The sequence below is a fragment of the Campylobacter sp. 2457A genome (assembly GCF_020135895.1).
Taxonomy (GTDB): domain Bacteria; phylum Campylobacterota; class Campylobacteria; order Campylobacterales; family Campylobacteraceae; genus Campylobacter_D; species Campylobacter_D taeniopygiae.
In genome coordinates this window covers 1-16,885 of sequence record NZ_JACHTO010000025.1, presented here as the reverse complement: position 1 = coordinate 16,885, position 16,885 = coordinate 1, and the positions used below count along the sequence as shown (strand labels likewise).

General features: G+C 28.7%; 18 protein-coding genes and 1 pseudogene. 11 read left to right on the top strand and 8 right to left on the bottom strand.

All coding sequences use genetic code 11. The features are described 5' to 3' along the window. Window positions 1-324 (top strand): flagellin (locus tag H2280_RS07285; RefSeq protein WP_337216094.1); only part of this gene is annotated, 324 nt, incomplete at its 5' end. A gap of 19 nt (window positions 325-343) precedes the next feature. Here the strand turns inward: H2280_RS07285 and H2280_RS07280 are convergent. Genes H2280_RS07280 through pseI form a run of 4 tightly spaced genes read right to left on the bottom strand, consistent with a single transcriptional unit; the run spans window position 344 to window position 7,119 of the window. Then, window positions 344-2,242, bottom strand: a complete 1,899-nt coding sequence (locus tag H2280_RS07280) for a motility associated factor glycosyltransferase family protein (RefSeq protein ID WP_337216093.1) — start codon at window positions 2,240-2,242, stop codon at window positions 344-346. Beyond that, the gene (locus H2280_RS07275; protein WP_337216092.1) at window positions 2,232-4,193 is read right to left on the bottom strand and encodes a motility associated factor glycosyltransferase family protein; all 1,962 of its coding nucleotides are present in this window, start codon (window positions 4,191-4,193) and stop codon (window positions 2,232-2,234) included. The genes H2280_RS07280 and H2280_RS07275 overlap by 11 nt, the downstream gene beginning before the upstream one ends. Window positions 4,194-4,209: 16 nt before the next feature. Further along, the gene (locus H2280_RS07270; protein ID WP_337216091.1) at window positions 4,210-6,072 is read right to left on the bottom strand and encodes a motility associated factor glycosyltransferase family protein; all 1,863 of its coding nucleotides are present in this window, start codon (window positions 6,070-6,072) and stop codon (window positions 4,210-4,212) included. A gap of 15 nt (window positions 6,073-6,087) precedes the next feature. Next, complete coding sequence (pseI, locus tag H2280_RS07265) at window positions 6,088-7,119, bottom strand: pseudaminic acid synthase (protein ID WP_337216090.1); 1,032 nt, start codon at window positions 7,117-7,119, stop codon at window positions 6,088-6,090. 78 nt (window positions 7,120-7,197) lie between these two features. On the opposite strand from pseI, the gene H2280_RS07260 reads away from it, so the two are divergent. From H2280_RS07260 to H2280_RS07235, 6 genes and pseudogenes are all read left to right on the top strand, one after another. Next, a complete protein-coding gene (locus tag H2280_RS07260; protein WP_337216089.1) occupies window positions 7,198-8,208 on the top strand; it encodes a DegT/DnrJ/EryC1/StrS family aminotransferase in 1,011 nt (336 codons plus the stop codon). Window positions 8,209-8,236: 28 nt separating this feature from the next. Continuing rightward, window positions 8,237-8,389 (top strand): hypothetical protein, encoded by a 153-nt coding sequence (locus tag H2280_RS07255; RefSeq protein ID WP_337216088.1) that lies wholly within the window; start codon window positions 8,237-8,239, stop codon window positions 8,387-8,389. Between the two features lie 19 nt (window positions 8,390-8,408). Further along, a pseudogene (locus tag H2280_RS07250) lies at window positions 8,409-8,900 on the top strand (class I SAM-dependent methyltransferase); the annotation flags it as partial. Between the two features lie 40 nt (window positions 8,901-8,940). Beyond that, window positions 8,941-9,603, top strand: a complete 663-nt coding sequence (locus H2280_RS07245) for a class I SAM-dependent methyltransferase (protein ID WP_337216087.1) — start codon at window positions 8,941-8,943, stop codon at window positions 9,601-9,603. A 3-nt stretch (window positions 9,604-9,606) separates the two neighbouring features. After that, the gene (locus tag H2280_RS07240) at window positions 9,607-10,287 is read left to right on the top strand and encodes a CDP-alcohol phosphatidyltransferase family protein (protein WP_337216086.1); all 681 of its coding nucleotides are present in this window, start codon (window positions 9,607-9,609) and stop codon (window positions 10,285-10,287) included. Then, window positions 10,280-10,798 carry a class I SAM-dependent methyltransferase gene (locus H2280_RS07235; protein ID WP_337216085.1) on the top strand — a complete coding sequence of 173 codons (519 nt, stop codon included), beginning with the start codon at window positions 10,280-10,282 and terminating at the stop codon, window positions 10,796-10,798. The genes H2280_RS07240 and H2280_RS07235 overlap by 8 nt, the downstream gene beginning before the upstream one ends. Before the next feature lie 87 nt (window positions 10,799-10,885). On the opposite strand, the gene H2280_RS07230 is transcribed toward H2280_RS07235, so the two are convergent. After that, a complete protein-coding gene (locus H2280_RS07230) occupies window positions 10,886-12,076 on the bottom strand; it encodes an ATP-grasp domain-containing protein (RefSeq protein WP_337216084.1) in 1,191 nt (396 codons plus the stop codon). 95 nt (window positions 12,077-12,171) lie between these two features. Between H2280_RS07230 and pseA the strand changes: the two genes are divergently transcribed. From pseA to H2280_RS07215, 3 genes are read left to right on the top strand one after another with little or no spacing between them, the layout of a single operon-like run. Then, a complete protein-coding gene (pseA, locus tag H2280_RS07225) occupies window positions 12,172-13,308 on the top strand; it encodes a pseudaminic acid biosynthesis protein PseA (protein WP_337216083.1) in 1,137 nt (378 codons plus the stop codon). Then, window positions 13,305-13,907, top strand: coding sequence for an imidazole glycerol phosphate synthase subunit HisH (gene hisH, locus H2280_RS07220; protein ID WP_337216082.1), 603 nt, complete (start codon window positions 13,305-13,307; stop codon window positions 13,905-13,907). The genes pseA and hisH overlap by 4 nt, the downstream gene beginning before the upstream one ends. Before the next feature lie 2 nt (window positions 13,908-13,909). Beyond that, on the top strand, window positions 13,910-14,656 hold the full coding sequence (locus H2280_RS07215; RefSeq protein ID WP_337216081.1) for a HisA/HisF-related TIM barrel protein: 747 nt from the start codon (window positions 13,910-13,912) through the stop codon (window positions 14,654-14,656). 53 nt (window positions 14,657-14,709) lie between these two features. Here H2280_RS07215 and pseH read toward each other — a convergent pair whose 3' ends face one another. Genes pseH through pseF form a run of 3 tightly spaced genes read right to left on the bottom strand, consistent with a single transcriptional unit; the run spans window position 14,710 to window position 16,674 of the window. After that, window positions 14,710-15,171 carry a UDP-4-amino-4,6-dideoxy-N-acetyl-beta-L-altrosamine N-acetyltransferase gene (pseH, locus tag H2280_RS07210; protein ID WP_337216080.1) on the bottom strand — a complete coding sequence of 154 codons (462 nt, stop codon included), beginning with the start codon at window positions 15,169-15,171 and terminating at the stop codon, window positions 14,710-14,712. After that, a complete protein-coding gene (gene pseG / locus H2280_RS07205; RefSeq protein WP_337216079.1) occupies window positions 15,168-15,992 on the bottom strand; it encodes a UDP-2,4-diacetamido-2,4,6-trideoxy-beta-L-altropyranose hydrolase in 825 nt (274 codons plus the stop codon). Before pseG ends, pseH begins: the two co-directional genes overlap by 4 nt. Next, the gene (gene pseF / locus H2280_RS07200; RefSeq protein WP_337216078.1) at window positions 15,976-16,674 is read right to left on the bottom strand and encodes a pseudaminic acid cytidylyltransferase; all 699 of its coding nucleotides are present in this window, start codon (window positions 16,672-16,674) and stop codon (window positions 15,976-15,978) included. The genes pseG and pseF overlap by 17 nt, the downstream gene beginning before the upstream one ends. Before the next feature lie 76 nt (window positions 16,675-16,750). Here pseF and H2280_RS07195 point away from each other — a divergent pair. Further along, window positions 16,751-16,885 (top strand): DUF2920 family protein (locus H2280_RS07195; protein ID WP_337216095.1); only part of this gene is annotated, 135 nt, incomplete at its 3' end.

Here is a 16,885-nt window from a genome sequence, read left to right as displayed (position 1 = left end):
AGTGCAGGTGTAACTTATAAAAATGCTGGTGTAACTACACTTAAAGGAGCTATGGCGGTAATGGATATTGCTGAAACTGCAACAACAAATCTTGATCAAATCAGAGCAGATATAGGTTCAGTGCAAAATCAACTTCAAGTTACGATTAATAATATCACCGTAACTCAAGTAAATGTTAAAGCCGCTGAATCAACTATAAGAGATGTTGACTTTGCAGCCGAGAGTGCAAATTTCTCTAAGTATAATATTTTAGCTCAAAGTGGATCTTATGCGATGAGTCAGGCTAATGCTGTGCAGCAAAATGTTTTAAAACTTTTACAATAATGAGGATATTTATCCTCATTTATATCAATTTTCTTTTTTCTAATTCATCTTGTAAAGGTATGATAGCTTTTTTTAAGATAATATTTTGAGTATTTACAAGATCAAAAATACTTTCGATTAAAGATTCATGTGCATAAAGCCAAGCAAAAAGTTTATTCTGTCTCTCGCTTTCATTGTTAATTTTTTGAGTATATAAAGGAGCTAGTAAGCTTTCTTCGTGATATAAAGTTGGTCCTAAAATTTCCAATAAAAAGACATAGCGTTTAGAATCTAAACGGGTTTTTAATTTATCTAAATTTTGACTGATTTGATCAAGAGTGAGTTTAGTTTTGCCTTTTTTTAAATTAGTTAATTGATTTTTGATTTTTTTACATTCTTTTAAAAAAGTATTAGTTAGATTTAATTGATTTTTGATTTTTTTATACGCTTCTAACATAAATTTATTTCTCTGAACTTTTGAAAGTTTAGGAATTTTGACAAAAGGTTTTTTAAGTTCTTTTTTAAGTAGTGTTTCACAAATTTCTTTAAAAGATTTTTCTATGGTTCCTTCGATTCTAGCTCCACCTTCGGTACAGTTATAAGTCTTGATTTCATTTTTATTTAATGCAATATAGTTCTCGAAAATTTCCCTAAAGATATTCCAAATTTCAGAACTTTGAACAATTCCATCTCCTCCATAAGCTAACGCTGTATGTTTACTAAAATCTCTTTGGTAGTGTCCTTTGTGAAAATCTTCATATAAGAAATTTTTTGCATGAGATTTTCCATCTTCGCTGTAGGCTAAGTCTTGTCCTATTAGAATGATATTTTTGAAATTTAAATGAATAGCTAACTCATAATTCATATGGGCTACACTTAAACCACAACTCATATAGCCAAACTCATTAAGTTCTACTGAGGAGGCAAAGGGTAAAGGTCTAGTGACTAAGATATATTCTCTTTTGTTTTTTTCAAGATAAGCTATAGTGTTTTTATGTATCAAAGAGGCGATAATAAAAGTAATTCCTTGATCAAATTCTTTAAAATCGTTATTAAAGCATTCTGCTGTGTGATGATCTCTTTCCATCATACAAACATAATCGGGCTTTATATCATGTTGCGCTAATATTGCATAAGCACTATCAGCACAAAAAATTGTCGCTTTATTGGCATATTTTTTAAGCAAAGGAAGTTGTTTTTCAAGGCTAGGTCCAGTTGAAACAATGATAGCTGTGTTTTCATCTTTAGCGTTTCTTCTTTTTTTAAGTAAAGTATGGTAACTTGGATGGTTAATCATTTTTGGAATATTGCGAACAAATTGTTCTATACCTTGCATAGCATCTTTTGGGTCATTTCCTCTTCTAAGGCTAATATTTTTAATAGCCTTTGAATTTAAGGTATTGATTTTTAACATATCTTCTTCATAGTTTTTGTAAAAATTAGAATGCAGGTGTAGATTATAAGTTTTAAAAAATTGATTAACTTCTTTTAAAGAAAATATTCTATCGGCTTTTGCGTAATTCATATGAGGAGTATAAATTAATATCAATCTTCCTTTTCTTAGTTCTTCGCTAAAATCGAGTAAATTAAGAACGATAAATATAATTTCTATTTCTTTTTCAAAAACAACTATTCTTTTGTGATTTTCATTTTGTAACAATGCTTTATATAAAATTCCATTTCCTAAACCATAAAAAAATAAAGCCGGATATCTTTGATATTCTTTAAAAAACTCAATTTTTTCTTCTAATTCTTTTATAGGATTTTTATAGATCGTTTTTAAATTTCTTTTTTTAATGATATTAATATTTAAATTATCTTTACCAAAAGTGTAAGAAAATTCTCTAAGTTCTTTGATTTTTTTTAATTCTTCCTTAAGTTCTTTGTATTCTTGATCATTCATATTTTTTAAGTTTTTGTGAAAAATTTCATTTTGCATTTTTGATTTTTTCCTTCCATTTTCTTAAATTTCTTATTTCTAATTCATCTTCCAAAGGAATAATATTTTCTATCAAAGCTTTTTCTTGAGCTTCAATATGAGCATAAACCATTTTAAAAAAATCTATATGCTCTTTTACCCATAATAAAGATTTATTATAGGAATCTTCTAAAGTCTTTGGATTTAAAACATAAATTCTTGCCAAATTAAGTTCAAATTGAGTTTGCAAAGGACCTAAAATTTCATAAAGATCTAACATATTTTTTCCATCTTCAAATTTAACTTTAACTTTATCTATTTTTTGTACGAGATAATTAAGTATTTCTTTACCTTCATCTAAATTTGAAATTAAATTAAGATTTGAAAAACTTTCTAAGATGTAATTATAAGATTTTAAAAGTTCTTCTTTAAAATCTTTACAATGTCTTATACTTTTATAAATTTTATAATAACATTTAAGTAAAAGTTCATTTTGTTTATCTTGGTTTAAATTCTTTACCTTAGGAAAAGGCTTTTTTAAATCTTCTTTTAATAAAGTTTCGCAAACTTCTTTAAAAGGTTTTTCTATAGCCCCTTCTATTCTAGCTCCACCTTCGGTGCAATTGTAGGTATTACAAAGTTCTAATTGCTTTGTTTGAAAAATATGTTTTTCTAAAACATATCTAAATAAATTCCATACTTCCTTAGTATAAACTAGATTTTCTCCCCCATAAGCCACAGTTTGCAAATGATAAGACAACGTGTCTTTTTTTATACCATCATAGCTTCCAAAAATATGTTCATTTGGGTGAGAGCTTCCATCTTCTGCATAAGCAAGATCTTGCCCTATAAAAATAATATTTTCATGTTTTAAGACTACAGCTAAACCATAAGCTATATTCGCTACACTATGTCCTTCATATAATCCATCAAATTGATTAATATTTAAATAGGTTGCAAATTGATTTTTTCGGCAAGCTAACATAAAATTTCTATTATTATTTTTTAGATTTTTAATGGTTTGAGGATGAGTCAAATGGGTTGTAATAAATATAGTATTTTTATCAAAATTTCCAAAATTATTATCAAAAAATCTGGAAGTTGAAAAAATTCTTTCCAAAGATAAAACATAATCAGGTTTAATATTATGCTTTGCTAAGATAGGATATGCACTATCGGCTGCTATAATGGTTGCTTTATTTGCATATTTTTTAAGAGTGTTAAGTTGTTTGGTAAGACTTGGTCCTGTCGAGACGATGATAGCTGTGTTACTAAGTCCTACTCTTTGTTTGAGTAAATTTTGATAAGGAATACGAGTAATCATAACTGAGAGATTATAAACAAATTGTTCTATGCCTTGTAAGATATCTTTTGGATCATTTCCATTTGAAAGAATGGCTCTTTTAAAGTTTTTTATAAAATTGTTATTTATTGCTAAGATTTCTTCTTGATTTCTGTCATAATAATCACTGCTAAGTTCTAAAAAATAAGTTCTAGAAAATTTAAAAAAAGGATCATTTGAACATAGATCATGATAATCTTGAAGTTCTAAAGTGTTAACGTCAAACAATAAAAGTTTATTTTCACTTAATTCTTGAGAAAAATCTAAAAGATGGAACATAATTTTAATAATTTCTAATTCTTTTTCAAAGACAACCAAATGTTCGCAATGCTTATTTTTTAAAAGAGCTTTAAATAAAATTCCATTTCCAAAACCATAAAAATAAAGCACAGGATATAAAAGATATTTTTCATTATAAGTTTTTAGCATTGTATCTAGTTCTTTTATAGTGTCTTTATAAAGAAAAGTATCATCTCTTGTATCTTTAAGATTGATATCTAAGCTATCTTTGCCCAAAATAAGCTCATAATGAGTGATTGCTAATTTTTTAAGATTTTCTTTTAAGGTAAGATTGTTTAGTGAATCTAGATTTTTATTAAAAAGTGTAATTTGATTTTTATTAAATTTCATAAATCCTCCATTTTATTTATGAAATATCGTCATTTTTGTATTTTTCTAAAGCTTCATTGATGGTTTTATTTTGAGTATTTAAGTATTCTAAAGCTTGTAACCACCATGCTTTTTGGGTGATTAAAAATTCTTTGATTTTTTCTTTTTGATCATTTTCATTTTCATTTAAAACTTCATAGCGCAAAATTTCACATTCATTATGATAATAAATGGCTTGAGTAAGCTCATTAAACAATTTTAATTTTTTAAATTCGCTAAAAAATTTTAAAAGATTTTTTTTGATTTTTTCTAAAGTTGATAAATTAAGTTCGGATCTATTGAGTTCAAAATCAAGTTTTTTAAGTTCATTTTGACATTTTTTGATAAATTCTTCACTTTGTTTGACATTTTTAGTAAGAAGTTTTTGGGTTTGTAAAAATTTATTTTTTATTTCATTTGTTTCTAAATTTTTAGGTAACTCAAAAGGTTTTTTTAAATTTTCTTTAAGCAGTGTTTCACAAATTTCTTTAAAAGGTTTTTCTATAGCTCCTTCTATTCTAGCTCCACCTTCGGTACAATTGTAGGTATTAATCTGTAATTTTTCTTTTGCCCAAAAAATATCTTTTTCATAAGCTTGACGAAATAAATTCCAAGTCAGTTGTGTTCTTACTCGTTCTTTGCCACCATAAGCAAGGGTATAAACTTCTCCGCGTATTTTCTCCCCCTCACTTCCATAGATATGATCACTTGGATGAGAGCTTCCATCTTCTGCATAAGCTAGATCTTGTCCTATTAAAATGATATTTTCATGTCTTAAGCTAGCAGCTAATTCATAAGCCATATTTGCAACACTTGCTCCAACGCCTATATAACCAAATTCTTTAAGATTTAAAGATGAGGCAAAAAGCAAAGGGCGATGAATAAGCATATATTTTCTAGAATTTCTTTCAAGAAAATGAATGACTTCTTGATGGACAACAGAACTTATGATAAATAAAATTCCTTGATCAAATTCTTTAAAATCATTATCAAAACATTTTGAAACTACATCATCTCTTTCTAGCATACAAACATAATCAGGCTTGATATCATACTTTGCCAAGATAGGATAAGCACTATCTGCACAAAAAATCGTAGCCTTATTTGCATATTCTTTTAATAAAGGCAATTGCTTGATAAGACTAGGGCCTGTTGAAACGATGATGGCATTTTTTACTTTACCTTTTCTTTCTTTTAAAAAATCTTGAAAAATTCCATGGCTTAAAAGTTTAGGAAGATTGCTTAATACATGTTTAATCCCTATGCTAGAATCATATGGATCATTTCCTTTAGCTAAAACAATAAAGCGAATATTTTCGATTAAAATTTGATTTAGATTTTGTATTTGCTGGGTATAAAATTTAAGGTAAAAATCACTATGAATAAAAAGATTAAAAATTTTAATACTTTTTTGAATACTTTCAAACATAAAAAGAGCATTAAGTTGTGCAGTAGTAATGCTTGGAGTGTGAAAGAGTATGAGTTTTTCACTTCTTAATTCTTTGGTAAAATCAGTAAAATAAAAAGCTAAGGCTAAAATTTCAAGCTCATCTTCAAAAACGATGATATGCTTATGATTTTTATTTTCACATAAGGCTTTATAAAGTTTGCCATTTCCAAAACCATAAAAAAACAAAACTGGATATTTAAAGTATTGATTTTTATAAAGATTTAAATTTTCTATAAAGTCTTTTTTGGGATTTTCATAAATTTTTTCTAAATTGTTTGTAAAATTAACACCATCTTCAGTGATATTGGGTTGAAAATTTTCAAATTTTTGTAAAGCTCTTAGTTTGTAAGCTAAAATTTGATCCACTTCAAAAAGCGCTTGGGTATTTTTTAAAAAAAGTTCTTTATCCATAAATAATTTTGCCTTTTATCTAAAATCTTTTTCTTTTAAGGCTTCGCCAAATTCGATATATTTTGTAGCTTTTTTGCCTAAAATTTCTTGATAAAATTTAGGATGAAGTCCAAAGGAAGGACGCACAGATTTTACATTTTCTTCGCTAAAAATTTCACCTTTTTTGATATCTTTGCTTGCATATAAACTTCTTGCAAAAGTGCGATTTTTTAAAGTTTTTTCATTAAGTTCTAAAGAGCCATCTCCTAAAGCACTTTCAGCTTCTCTTACGGCCTCAACCATGGCTTTAAATTCATCAAAATCAAGGCTAAATTTAGCATCTTCACTTTCTAAATTTTTATCAATCATAAAATGTTTTTCTATTACTCTAGCTCCAAGCGCTACGGCTATAACTGGAGCTAAATGTCCAAAACTATGATCACTTAGTCCCACTTCTATACCAAATTTTTCTTTTAAGCTTGAAATAGCTTTTAAATTCATATCACTGATTTTTGCAGGATAAGCAGAGGTACATTTTAAAAATATCAATTGTGAATTTTTTTCCTCTCTAAAAATTTCACAAATTCTAAAAAGCTCTTCTTCGCTTGCAATGCCCGTAGAAACGATCGTGGTTTTGTTTTCTTTGGCTATATAGCGGATCAATTCTTCATCATTAGCTTCAAATGAGGCGATTTTGTAAGCTATAGGATCAAATTGTTTTAAAAAATCCACATCTTTTTTTGCAAAAGGACTTGAAAAGCAGAGTATGCCTTCATCTTTGGCGGTTTGAAAAATTTGTTCGTGCCACTCATAAGGGGTTTTAGCGCTTTCATAAAGTTCATAAAGTCTGCGTTTATCCCAAAGCCCACCTTTGATGATAAAATCTTCTTTATCGCTATCAAGCGTAAGGCTATCTGGAGTGTAGGTTTGAATTTTTATCGCATCTGCTCCCGCTTCTTTAGCCGCTTTGATACTTTTGAGTGCAAGATCTAAGCTTCCGGCATGATTTGCGCTTAATTCTGCTATGATAAATACTTTTTGATCCGTGTTAAAATTTCCTATTTGCATTTAAATTCCAAACTAATTTTTAAAATAATATCGGTAAAATTACTTTTATAAATTATAGCATAATTTAAGGAAAGAAAATTGAACAGCTTAGAAGAAAAAATTAGCAATCATTTTAATACTTTAGAAACTCTTTATACAGGTTCAGGAACAAGTGCTTTGTTTTTGATTTTTAAATATCTAAAATCAAAAAATAAAAACAAGGTTTTAATCCCTAGTTTGATTTGTCCGCAGGTGGTTAGTGTGGCTTTAAAAGCAGGCGTTGAGGTGATTTTTGCAGATGTGAGCTTGGATGATTATACTCTTATTTTTGAAAGTTGTAAAAAAAATTATGATGAAAATCCTTATGATGCTTTAGTTTTAGTTCATCTTTACGGACATTTTTGTGATGAAAAAATTATTGATTTTTGTAAAGATAAGAATATATTTATCATCGAAGATTGTGCGCAAACTTATCAAATCAATCCAAAATGCGATTTAAGTATCCTAAGTTTTGGTCATACTAAATTTTTAGAAAATGACTTATGGGGTGGAGCGATTTTAAGTTCAAAAATATCCTTAAATTCTTTGAGGGATTTTAATAAGGAATTAACCTTAAGAGTTGATAAACAAAAATTTGAAGAATATCGCTTGAAATATTACTCTTTAAATCCCAAAGATGAAAATTATTTTAAAAATCTTAAAAATTTGCTTTTAGATTATACCTTTGTTTTTGGAAGTGATAATAATCCTTATTTGGAAGAAAAACTTTCTAAGCTTAGCAATATATGTGAAAAACGCAAAGAAAATATGCAAATTTATCAAAATTTTTTAAAACACGAACTCATTTTGCATCCAAAGTTTAATTTAAATTCTATATCTTGGCGTTACACCTTTAGATATTTGGGCGATAGAGAAAAATTACTTGAAAATTTAAGAAAAAATGGGATTGATTGTTCTTCTTGGTATTTGCCATCACATTTGATTTTTGGAGGAAAAACTCAAAAAAATTCAGAAATTTTAAGTAAAGAACTTATCAATTTGTGGTGTGATGAAAAAATAAGCAAAGATCAGATCAAGGATAGTATAAAAATAATCCTATCTTTGTTATAATTTTTGCAATTTTTTACAAGGACTTAAAATGAATACTCAAGAAAAATGGCACGAAATGCATTCTCAAAAAAGACATCAACCACGCTATCCTGGTAGCGATTTAGTTGCTTTTGTTTTAAAAAATTTTAAGAAAAATGATCAAATTTTAGATCTAGGTTGCGGGGGGGGGGCGACATGTTAAGTTCTTAGCTGAGAATGATTTTAACGCTTATGGAGTGGATTATTCTGCTAATGGTATTAAAGCAACGCAAGAATTGCTAGATTTGTATAAACTAAAAGCAGAATTAAAAATCGCAAGTGTCGATAATATCCCCTATGAGGATGAAAAATTTGATGGTGTGATTTGTTATGGTGTGCTTTTGTATAATTCTAAAGAAGTTATAGAAAAAGCGGCTAAAGAAATTTATAGGGTTTTAAAAAAAGATGGTATTGCTTATATAGTAGTTAGAAGCACGAAAGATTATCGTTACCTAAACAATGAAAAAATTTCAAAATATGAAGTGTTGATCAAAGAGAACAGTATTCAAAGATCCAGTTTTGAAGAAAATGGAATGAAAATGTATTTTTTTGACAAAGATGAGGTGAAAAGAATGTTTAATATATTTAAAATATGCGAAATTAATCATATGGAAATATCTTTAGAAAATAATTCTATTTGTAATCATAGCTATATTATCGTTTTAAGGAAATGATATTTTGCTATAATTTTTGAAATTTTTATAAGGATTTAAAATGAATACTCAAGAAAAATGGCACGAAATGCATTCTCAAAAAAGACATCAGCCGCGTTATCCTAGTAGCGATTTGGTTGCTTTTGTTTTAAAAAATTTTAAGAAAAATGATCAAATTTTAGATCTAGGTTGCGGGGGGGGGCGACATGTTAAGTTCTTAGCTGAGAATGATTTTAACGCTTATGGAGTGGATTATTCTGCTAATGGTATTAAAGCAACGCAAGAATTGCTAGATTTGTATAAACTAAAAGCAGAATTAAAAATCGCAAGTGTTGATGATATTCCTTATGAAGATGAAAAATTCGATGGTGTGATTTGTTATGGTGTGCTTTATTATAATTCTAAAGAAGTTATAGAAAAAGCGGCTAAAGAAATTTATAGGGTTTTAAAAAAAGATGGTATCGCTTATATGGTCGTAAGAAATACGAACGATTATCGTTATTTGAACAATGAAAAAATTTCAAAATATGAAGTGTTTATTGATGAAAAGGATGCTTTAAAATCTGCTTCTAAAGAAAATGGAATGAAAATGTATTTTTTTGATAAAGATGAGGTAAGAAGAATATTTTGCGATTTTGGACAAATTGAAATCAATTCTATAAAAATAAGCTATGCTAATGATAGTTTTGCGGATGAAAATTTTTTAGTGATTTTAAGGAAGTAGTTGATGGATCTAGATGAAAAACTTAAAAAAAATGAAAGGTTGGAAAACAAGCGTTCTTATTACATTAGTGAGTATATTATTCGTGTTTTAATCATACAAAAATTTATTCTTTTGCCGTTAGCCGAAAAAACTAATATTAAACCCAATCAAGTTACTATTACTGCAGGTGTTTTCGCTTTTTTATCTCTTGTAGCACTTTATAATCATTATGCAATTTTAGCTGGAATTTTGTATCTTATCTATCATTTTTTAGACAATATCGATGGTATGCTTGCAAGGTATAAAAATTTATCCAGTAAATTGGGACATTTGTTAGATAATATAGTTGATATTTTATCTTTTAATGGAGCTTTTATAGTGGCGTATCTAGCTTATCAAGTTTCGATTTTTTCTATTTTTTTTGTGATTTTTGCTATGAATTTACACGCGGTAATTTGTTCCCAAATCATTGTTAAAAAGCTTAGAACTTTAAAGACAGTTAAAAGATATGGAGTGAAGAAATTTTTTCTTGATAGAGGATTTATTTTAGGGATTGATCCAACTTTGTTATCTATTTTGATTATTTTATCTTTTATTACTGAATGTTTTACCTTCTTTTTTTATTTGATTGGTTTAATATATTTATTTGATTTGCTTTATCGTAGTATAGAATTATACAGAAATTTAAAGGAGAATGATGTTTAGAGATACAAATTATTGGAGTGCCTTTTATGCTAAAAATCAAGAACCCTTCGAGCATTCTTTATTTGCTGCTTTTTGCTTGAAATATTTAAAAAAAGATTTTTCTATTTTAGAGCTTGGTTGCGGTAATGGTAGAGATGCTTTATTTTTTTCACAAAAAGGTTGTAAGGTTAAGGCTTTGGATTTATGTGAAGATGAAATCAGATTTTTAAATGAGAGCTATAAAAGTGAGAATTTAGAATTTTCTTGTGCTGATTTTTGCAATTTTTTAGACGATAAAAAATACGATGGAATTTATTCTCGTTTTACTTTGCATAGCATAAGAAAAGATCAGCAAGACAATCTTTTTAAAAATATCCCACAACTTTTAAAGAAAAAAGGAGTGCTTTGCATAGAAGTAAGAGGAAAGAAAAATTCTCTTTTTGGTAAGGGTGAGAGAGTAGCTAGCGGTGGGGGGGGGATTGCTTCATTTTTGAAGAACACTTTCGCCGCTTTTTGGATTTTGATGAGTTAAAACAAAGCGTACAAAATTTGGGTTTAGAAATTTTATACGCCAAAGAAGATAGAGGTTTTGCACCCTTTAAAAATGAAAATGACTATTTTATACGCTTAATAGCTCAGAACAATTAATGTAAATTTCAGGATCCTCATCCTTTGAAATTTTCAAATAATAATACCCCTTAGAATCCATCAATGATGAAGAATAAGAAAACTCTTCATCATTTTTTACATAAATTCTTTCTTTGACTATCATTTGAGGTTTTAAAGCTTTTAATTTCTTATAAAACTCATAATCTTCTTTGGCAAAAATCATTTTAACCAGACAAAAATTTTCAGCTTTTGTATTTACTTTCTTTAATTCTTGTTTTAAAGAACTTTGGATTAAAAGTTGTAAATAATCAATGTCGTAAGAATGATACACTAATACATCACGCCAACCTCCTACGCGAGTTGCGATTTCTATGATGGATAGTTTGCATTTTTCGAAATCCTCCCCCCCCCCGTCGGTTTCAAATTTCATTTCTATATGGGAGGCTCCAAAGTTGATACCAAAGGCATTTAAGACTTTGATAATCTCATTTTCAATAAAATTCTTTTCACAATTAGTTACTCTAGCAGGAACTAAATGTTGCGTCTCTAAAAAGTCATCTGCAAATTCACCCTCTCTTAAATATTCTTCCGTGATAGCTACGATTTGGTGTTTACCATGAGAGCTTATCGTTTCTACGCTAAATTGTCTTCCTTTTAGAACTTCTTCAGCTAAAACGATTTTATTGTAAGATAGATCTTTAGCTTCATGATAACGCTTTTTTAAATTCTCTTTATCAAATACCTTTACAACTCCTCTTCCAGCGCTTCTATCACTTGGTTTTATAATAATAGGAAATTGAGTAATTTGCTCTAAATCTTTTTCATCTTTGAGTATAAAATATTTAGCATGATTGATATTATGTTTTTCAAACACTTTTTTCATTAAGCTTTTATCGGTAGTATTTTTAGCACATTCATAAGAATTAGTTCCAAGATTGAGTTTTTCTCCGATATAACATGCTGTTAAATTTCCAAGTTCTGTAGCAGCAGTAGCAACGCCTACTATATTAAATTTTATAGCTAATTCTAGAATTTTTTCTTTATCTGCAATAGAAATAGGGTGAAAATAATCTGCTAAGTCTTTACAAAAACAATTTTCATTATAATCAAAAACATGGGCGATAAAATCTTTTTTTACGCTTAGAACTAAATCTGCTTGTAAATCACCACCACCAATAATAAAAAAATGTTTGTTTTTCATGAATTCTCTATAAGATATTTTATTTTAATTATAGCAAAATATTAATAAAATAAAAATATAGACGATATTTGGAAATAATTTTTTTAAGGAAAGTGATGAAATTTTGTAAAAAATGTGTGATGCCAGATACTAAACCTGATTTGCATTTTGATGAAGAAGGGGTTTGTGATGCTTGTCGTTCTCAGGAAAGTAAAAATAAAGTAATCAATTGGCAAGAAAGAGAAAAAGAATTTTTAGAACTCATTAAAAAATATAAAAAACATCCTATTTATGATTGTGTGATAGGAGTTAGTGGGGGTAAGGATTCTACTTTTCAAGTCATTAAAATGCTTGAACTTGGATTAAATCCTTTGTGCGTTTGTTTTGAGCCAAGCGTTCCTACTAAAATAGGGCGTAAAAATTTAAAAAATCTTAATAATTTAGGTGTTGATCTTATCCATATTAAAAGAAATCCAAAAATTTATAAAAAGCTTGCAAGAGAGGCTTTTGTAAGAACGGGAGATAATGAATGGCAAAACCATTTGGGAATTTTTACTTCTGTGCCGAGAATTGCTGTAAATTTTGATATTCCTTTGATTATATGGGGGGAAAGTCCGCAAATTGAATATGGAGGCCCTGCAAGTTCTAAAGATAAAAATATCTTAGGAAGAGAATGGCTTGAGGAATTTGGTGGACTTTTGGGCAATCGAATCGCCGATATGATAGGAGTGGATGGTATAAAGGAAAAAGATTTATATTTTTACACTTATCCAAGCGATGAAGAGCTTAAAAGAGTTGGTGTTACGGGACTATTCTTAGGATATTATTTTAAATGGGATTATAAAAATAATCTTGCAATTTCTCAAAAAAATGGCTTTAGAACAAGCATTAAGCCGATTGAAACTACTTATGAAAATTTTGAAAATTTGGATTGTTATTCTAATCACGTGCATGATTATTTAAAATACTGTAAATATGGCTTTGGAAGAGCAACGGATAATGCGTGTTTAGATATTCGCTTAGGGTATATTACCAGAGAAGAGGGTGTAAGACTTGTTCAAAAATACGATGGAAAGCCACCTAAAAAAGCCATTAAAAAATACCTAGAATTTAGCGGCTTTAGTGAAGAAGAATTTCAAAAAATTGTAGATTCTTTTACGAATAAAAAAATTTTTAAACGCAATGAAAAGGGTGAATTTTTAAGGGATTATGATGGTTCTTTAATTAAGAAAGAAGAGTATGTTTTAAAATGATAGGTGTGATTGATTATAAGGCTGGAAATTTAAATTCAGTCTTAAAGGCTTTGGAAAAAATAGGAGCCAAAAGTTTTTTAATCCAAAAAAAAGAAGATTTTTCTAAGGCGCAAAAACTTGTTTTGCCAGGTGTTGGATCTTTTAAAGATGCCATGACGCATTTAGAAAAAATGGAACTTATAGAACCTTTAAAAGAAGAAGTTTTGCAAGTAAAAAAGCCTATCTTAGGAATTTGTCTTGGTATGCAACTTTTTTTAGAAAAAGGTTATGAGGGCGGAATTTGTAATGGTTTTGGTTTTTTAGAAGGTGAGGTTGTTCCTTTTGAAAAAACTAATTTAAAAATTCCTCATATGGGATGGAATGATTTAGAAATTTTAAAGAATGAACCTTTATATCAAGATATTCCCTTGAAAAATGATTTTTATTTTGTGCATTCTTTTTATGTTGAGTGTGATGAAAAATTTATTAATGCAAAAGCACAATATGGTCATCAATTTACAGCTAGCATCCAAAAAGATAATATTTTTGGAGTGCAGTTTCACCCTGAAAAAAGTCAAAATTTGGGCTTAAAACTTTTAGAGAATTTTATAAGGCTTTAAAAATGTTAAAAACTAGAATTATTCCTTGCGTATTGCTAAAAAATGCACAACTAGTGAAAAGTATAGGATTTAAAGATTTTCGCACTATCGGTCATCTAACTCCAACGATGCGAATTTATAATGCACGTAATGTTGATGAGCTGATTATTTTAGATATTGACGCTTCTAAAAATGGACAAATAGATTTTGAAAGCTTAGAAGATCTCGCTAAAGAATGTTTTATGCCTTTAACAATAGGAGGTGGGATTAGAACTTTTGAAAATATACAAGATATTTTAAATCTTGGAGCGGATAAAATCGCTATCAATTCTAAAGCTTTAGAGGATCCTAGTTTTATCACTAAAGTGGCTAATCGTTTTGGATCTCAATGTATCGTTTGTTCCATCGATGTTAAAAGAAAAGATGGTCAGTTTTTTGTTTATAGTAAAGAAAAATTATTGAATATCAATCCTTTAGAACTTGCCTTAGAATATGAAAGACAAGGTGCAGGTGAGATTTTACTTACTTCGGTAGATTTTGAAGGAAAGGCTCAAGGGTATGATTTGGAACTTTTAAGTCTTTTTAAGGATAAACTTAAAATTCCACTTATTATCAATGGAGGATTAGGAAAACCAAGTGATGCCAGTAAAGCTTTAAATATGGGTGCAGATGCTCTAGCAGGCGCTTATATCTTTCACTTTTCCCAATATACTCCAAAAGATATTAAAGAGGAATTAGCTAGACAAGGTTTTGCTGTAAGGAGTGCTTAAAAATTTAAATGAAATTTTTATCCTTAAGGGTGTATTTATAATACATTCTATCTCTAAGAATTGAGAGAATTATTTAATTTTATATATATTGCTTCTTTATTTTCCTTTTCAATTTCAAAATTATTTTTAAGATAAAGGTTTAAAGCTTTGTCATTGTTTTTAAAGACATATGCTTTTAGCATTTTCACTTTTAGAATTTCAAAAGCATATTTTTTAACTTCATCCATTAAAATTTGCCCTACGCCCTTTAAATCAGGTTTTGCATAAAGCCCGAAATAACAACTTTCTTTTTTGATATTTACAAGATCGATCACTCCTATAGCCTCTTTATTTTTAAACACTAAAAAATATTTTTTACTCATATCTTGTTTTAAATTATGGATAAAATTCTTATGTTCTTTAATATCAAAGTTTTTAGTGTGCATAAATTCATTAACTTTTTTATCGTTTCTCCATTGCCAAACTAGGATGATTTCTTGCTCATTAAGATCCGTGAAATTTTTTAACTCAATCAAATTTGATACTCCACTTCATAGCCTTTTTTAGCGAGCCAATCGGCCGTTGGCCTTTGATTTTCAACATAGCAAATAGCTTTAAATTTAGCCTTTAAAAGTAATGCTTCATTGATTAAAGAGCTTGCACTGATGATGAGTTTTTCGCTTTCGTTCATCAGTTTAGCGATATTGTCACAATCGATAAAAAGCTTTATATTGGGATTTTCTTTGGCTAAAATTTTAAGTTTTTTAAGGTTTTTATTTGAAGAGCTTGTGGCGATGGCTATTTTTTTATTGCTTGGAAGATCGCTTGCGATTTTTAAAGAAAGATTTTTTATATCTGTTCCACCTAAACAAATGAAAAAATCCCATACTTTCTCTCTTTTTTCCTTAGCTTCGATATAAAACTCATCCCTAATTAAAGCGTAGGAAAATCCGCATCTAAGCTCACACTTAAAAGGAACTAAGCCTTCATAATCACTCGCTTTTGCACAGGCATTGACATTGAGCAAAATATCACAATGATGAGGATTTATGGTGTCATCAAAGCTTAAAATTTTAATTCCAGTTTCGAGTTTGATCAATTTTTCATCATCGGCTGTAATTTCATAATGATCAATCACAAGCAAATCAAATTTATGCTCTTTGATAAGATGGATAAGTTCATAAATACTAGCACTTTGTAGTTCAAAAACAGGATAAGGAATTTCATCGATCAAAGAGCCTTCTAAAGGCAAACAAGCAAAGCTTACATCTTCGTATTGTTTTGCCAAAACTAGATCGCGCTTGATATGCCCAAAGCCTATTTGAGTTGAACTATCACTTCTAAATAAAACTTTCATAATTTACCCTATAAAGTATCTTTGCAAATTCCAAATCTTGAGGTGTATCGATATCGCAAACCAAATTCTTTGGAAGTAAAAATACACTAGAATGCGGTCTAAACATAAAATCATTTTCAAGCCAAGCTTTGCTAGTGCCAAAATAAAAAGCTCCTGCATCATGATAAGCTTTAGTAAGATCTTGAGAGCGGCTTTGGTAGTATTTTTCATCAAACATATAAACTTGTTTTTTTTCATCCAAATAAAAAGCTCTTTGTATAGGATAGTCAAATTCGCAAGCGCTAAATAGAAATTGGCTTTTATTTTGTATAAAATTTTCAAAGGCTTGTTTTAAGATATCAGCGCTGATAAGCGGTGCTGTGGCATAAAGACAACAGACATGATCATAATTTTGCCCTTGTTTTTGCAAAATTTGTATCACATCTTGGATCACAGCAGTGCTTGAAGCATAATCATCGCTTAAATGAGCGGATCTTTTAAAAGGTGCTTTTGCGCCAAATTTTAAAGCTGTTTCGATAATCTCTTCATCATCGCTTGAAACGATAACTTCATCAAAAATTTGCGAATTTAAAGCACTTTCTATACTATAAGAGATCAAAGGTTTTCCTAAAAAATCTATGATATTTTTTCTAGGAATTCTTTTTGACCCTCCGCGCGCAGGTATAATGCAAAGATTTTTCATATTTTCTACTTTTATTTTTTATTTTATTTTACCAAATTTTAAGTATAATCATCTTTAAAATATCAAAAGGTTATCAATGCTTGTCAATAAAACTTATGAAATTTCTTCTTGTGATGATGTAGAGCTTAATATCAAAAGAACTTCAAAACTAGAATATCGCATGACTTATGATGATGAAAAAGAAATGAAAGCTATAATTTTTGTTGCACGC

Coding starts and splice junctions, on each gene's coding strand:
- H2280_RS07280 (WP_337216093.1), bottom strand. CDS start 2,242: ATGCAAAATGAAATTTTTCACAAAAACTTAAAAAATATGAATGATCAA.
- H2280_RS07275 (WP_337216092.1), bottom strand. CDS start 4,193: ATGAAATTTAATAAAAATCAAATTACACTTTTTAATAAAAATCTAGAT.
- H2280_RS07270 (WP_337216091.1), bottom strand. CDS start 6,072: ATGGATAAAGAACTTTTTTTAAAAAATACCCAAGCGCTTTTTGAAGTG.
- pseI (WP_337216090.1), bottom strand. CDS start 7,119: ATGCAAATAGGAAATTTTAACACGGATCAAAAAGTATTTATCATAGCA.
- H2280_RS07255 (WP_337216088.1), top strand. CDS start 8,237: ATGAATACTCAAGAAAAATGGCACGAAATGCATTCTCAAAAAAGACAT.
- H2280_RS07245 (WP_337216087.1), top strand. CDS start 8,941: ATGAATACTCAAGAAAAATGGCACGAAATGCATTCTCAAAAAAGACAT.
- H2280_RS07240 (WP_337216086.1), top strand. CDS start 9,607: ATGGATCTAGATGAAAAACTTAAAAAAAATGAAAGGTTGGAAAACAAG.
- H2280_RS07235 (WP_337216085.1), top strand. CDS start 10,280: ATGTTTAGAGATACAAATTATTGGAGTGCCTTTTATGCTAAAAATCAA.
- H2280_RS07230 (WP_337216084.1), bottom strand. CDS start 12,076: ATGAAAAACAAACATTTTTTTATTATTGGTGGTGGTGATTTACAAGCA.
- pseA (WP_337216083.1), top strand. CDS start 12,172: ATGAAATTTTGTAAAAAATGTGTGATGCCAGATACTAAACCTGATTTG.
- hisH (WP_337216082.1), top strand. CDS start 13,305: ATGATAGGTGTGATTGATTATAAGGCTGGAAATTTAAATTCAGTCTTA.
- H2280_RS07215 (WP_337216081.1), top strand. CDS start 13,910: ATGTTAAAAACTAGAATTATTCCTTGCGTATTGCTAAAAAATGCACAA.
- pseG (WP_337216079.1), bottom strand. CDS start 15,992: ATGAAAGTTTTATTTAGAAGTGATAGTTCAACTCAAATAGGCTTTGGG.
- pseF (WP_337216078.1), bottom strand. CDS start 16,674: ATGAAAAATCTTTGCATTATACCTGCGCGCGGAGGGTCAAAAAGAATT.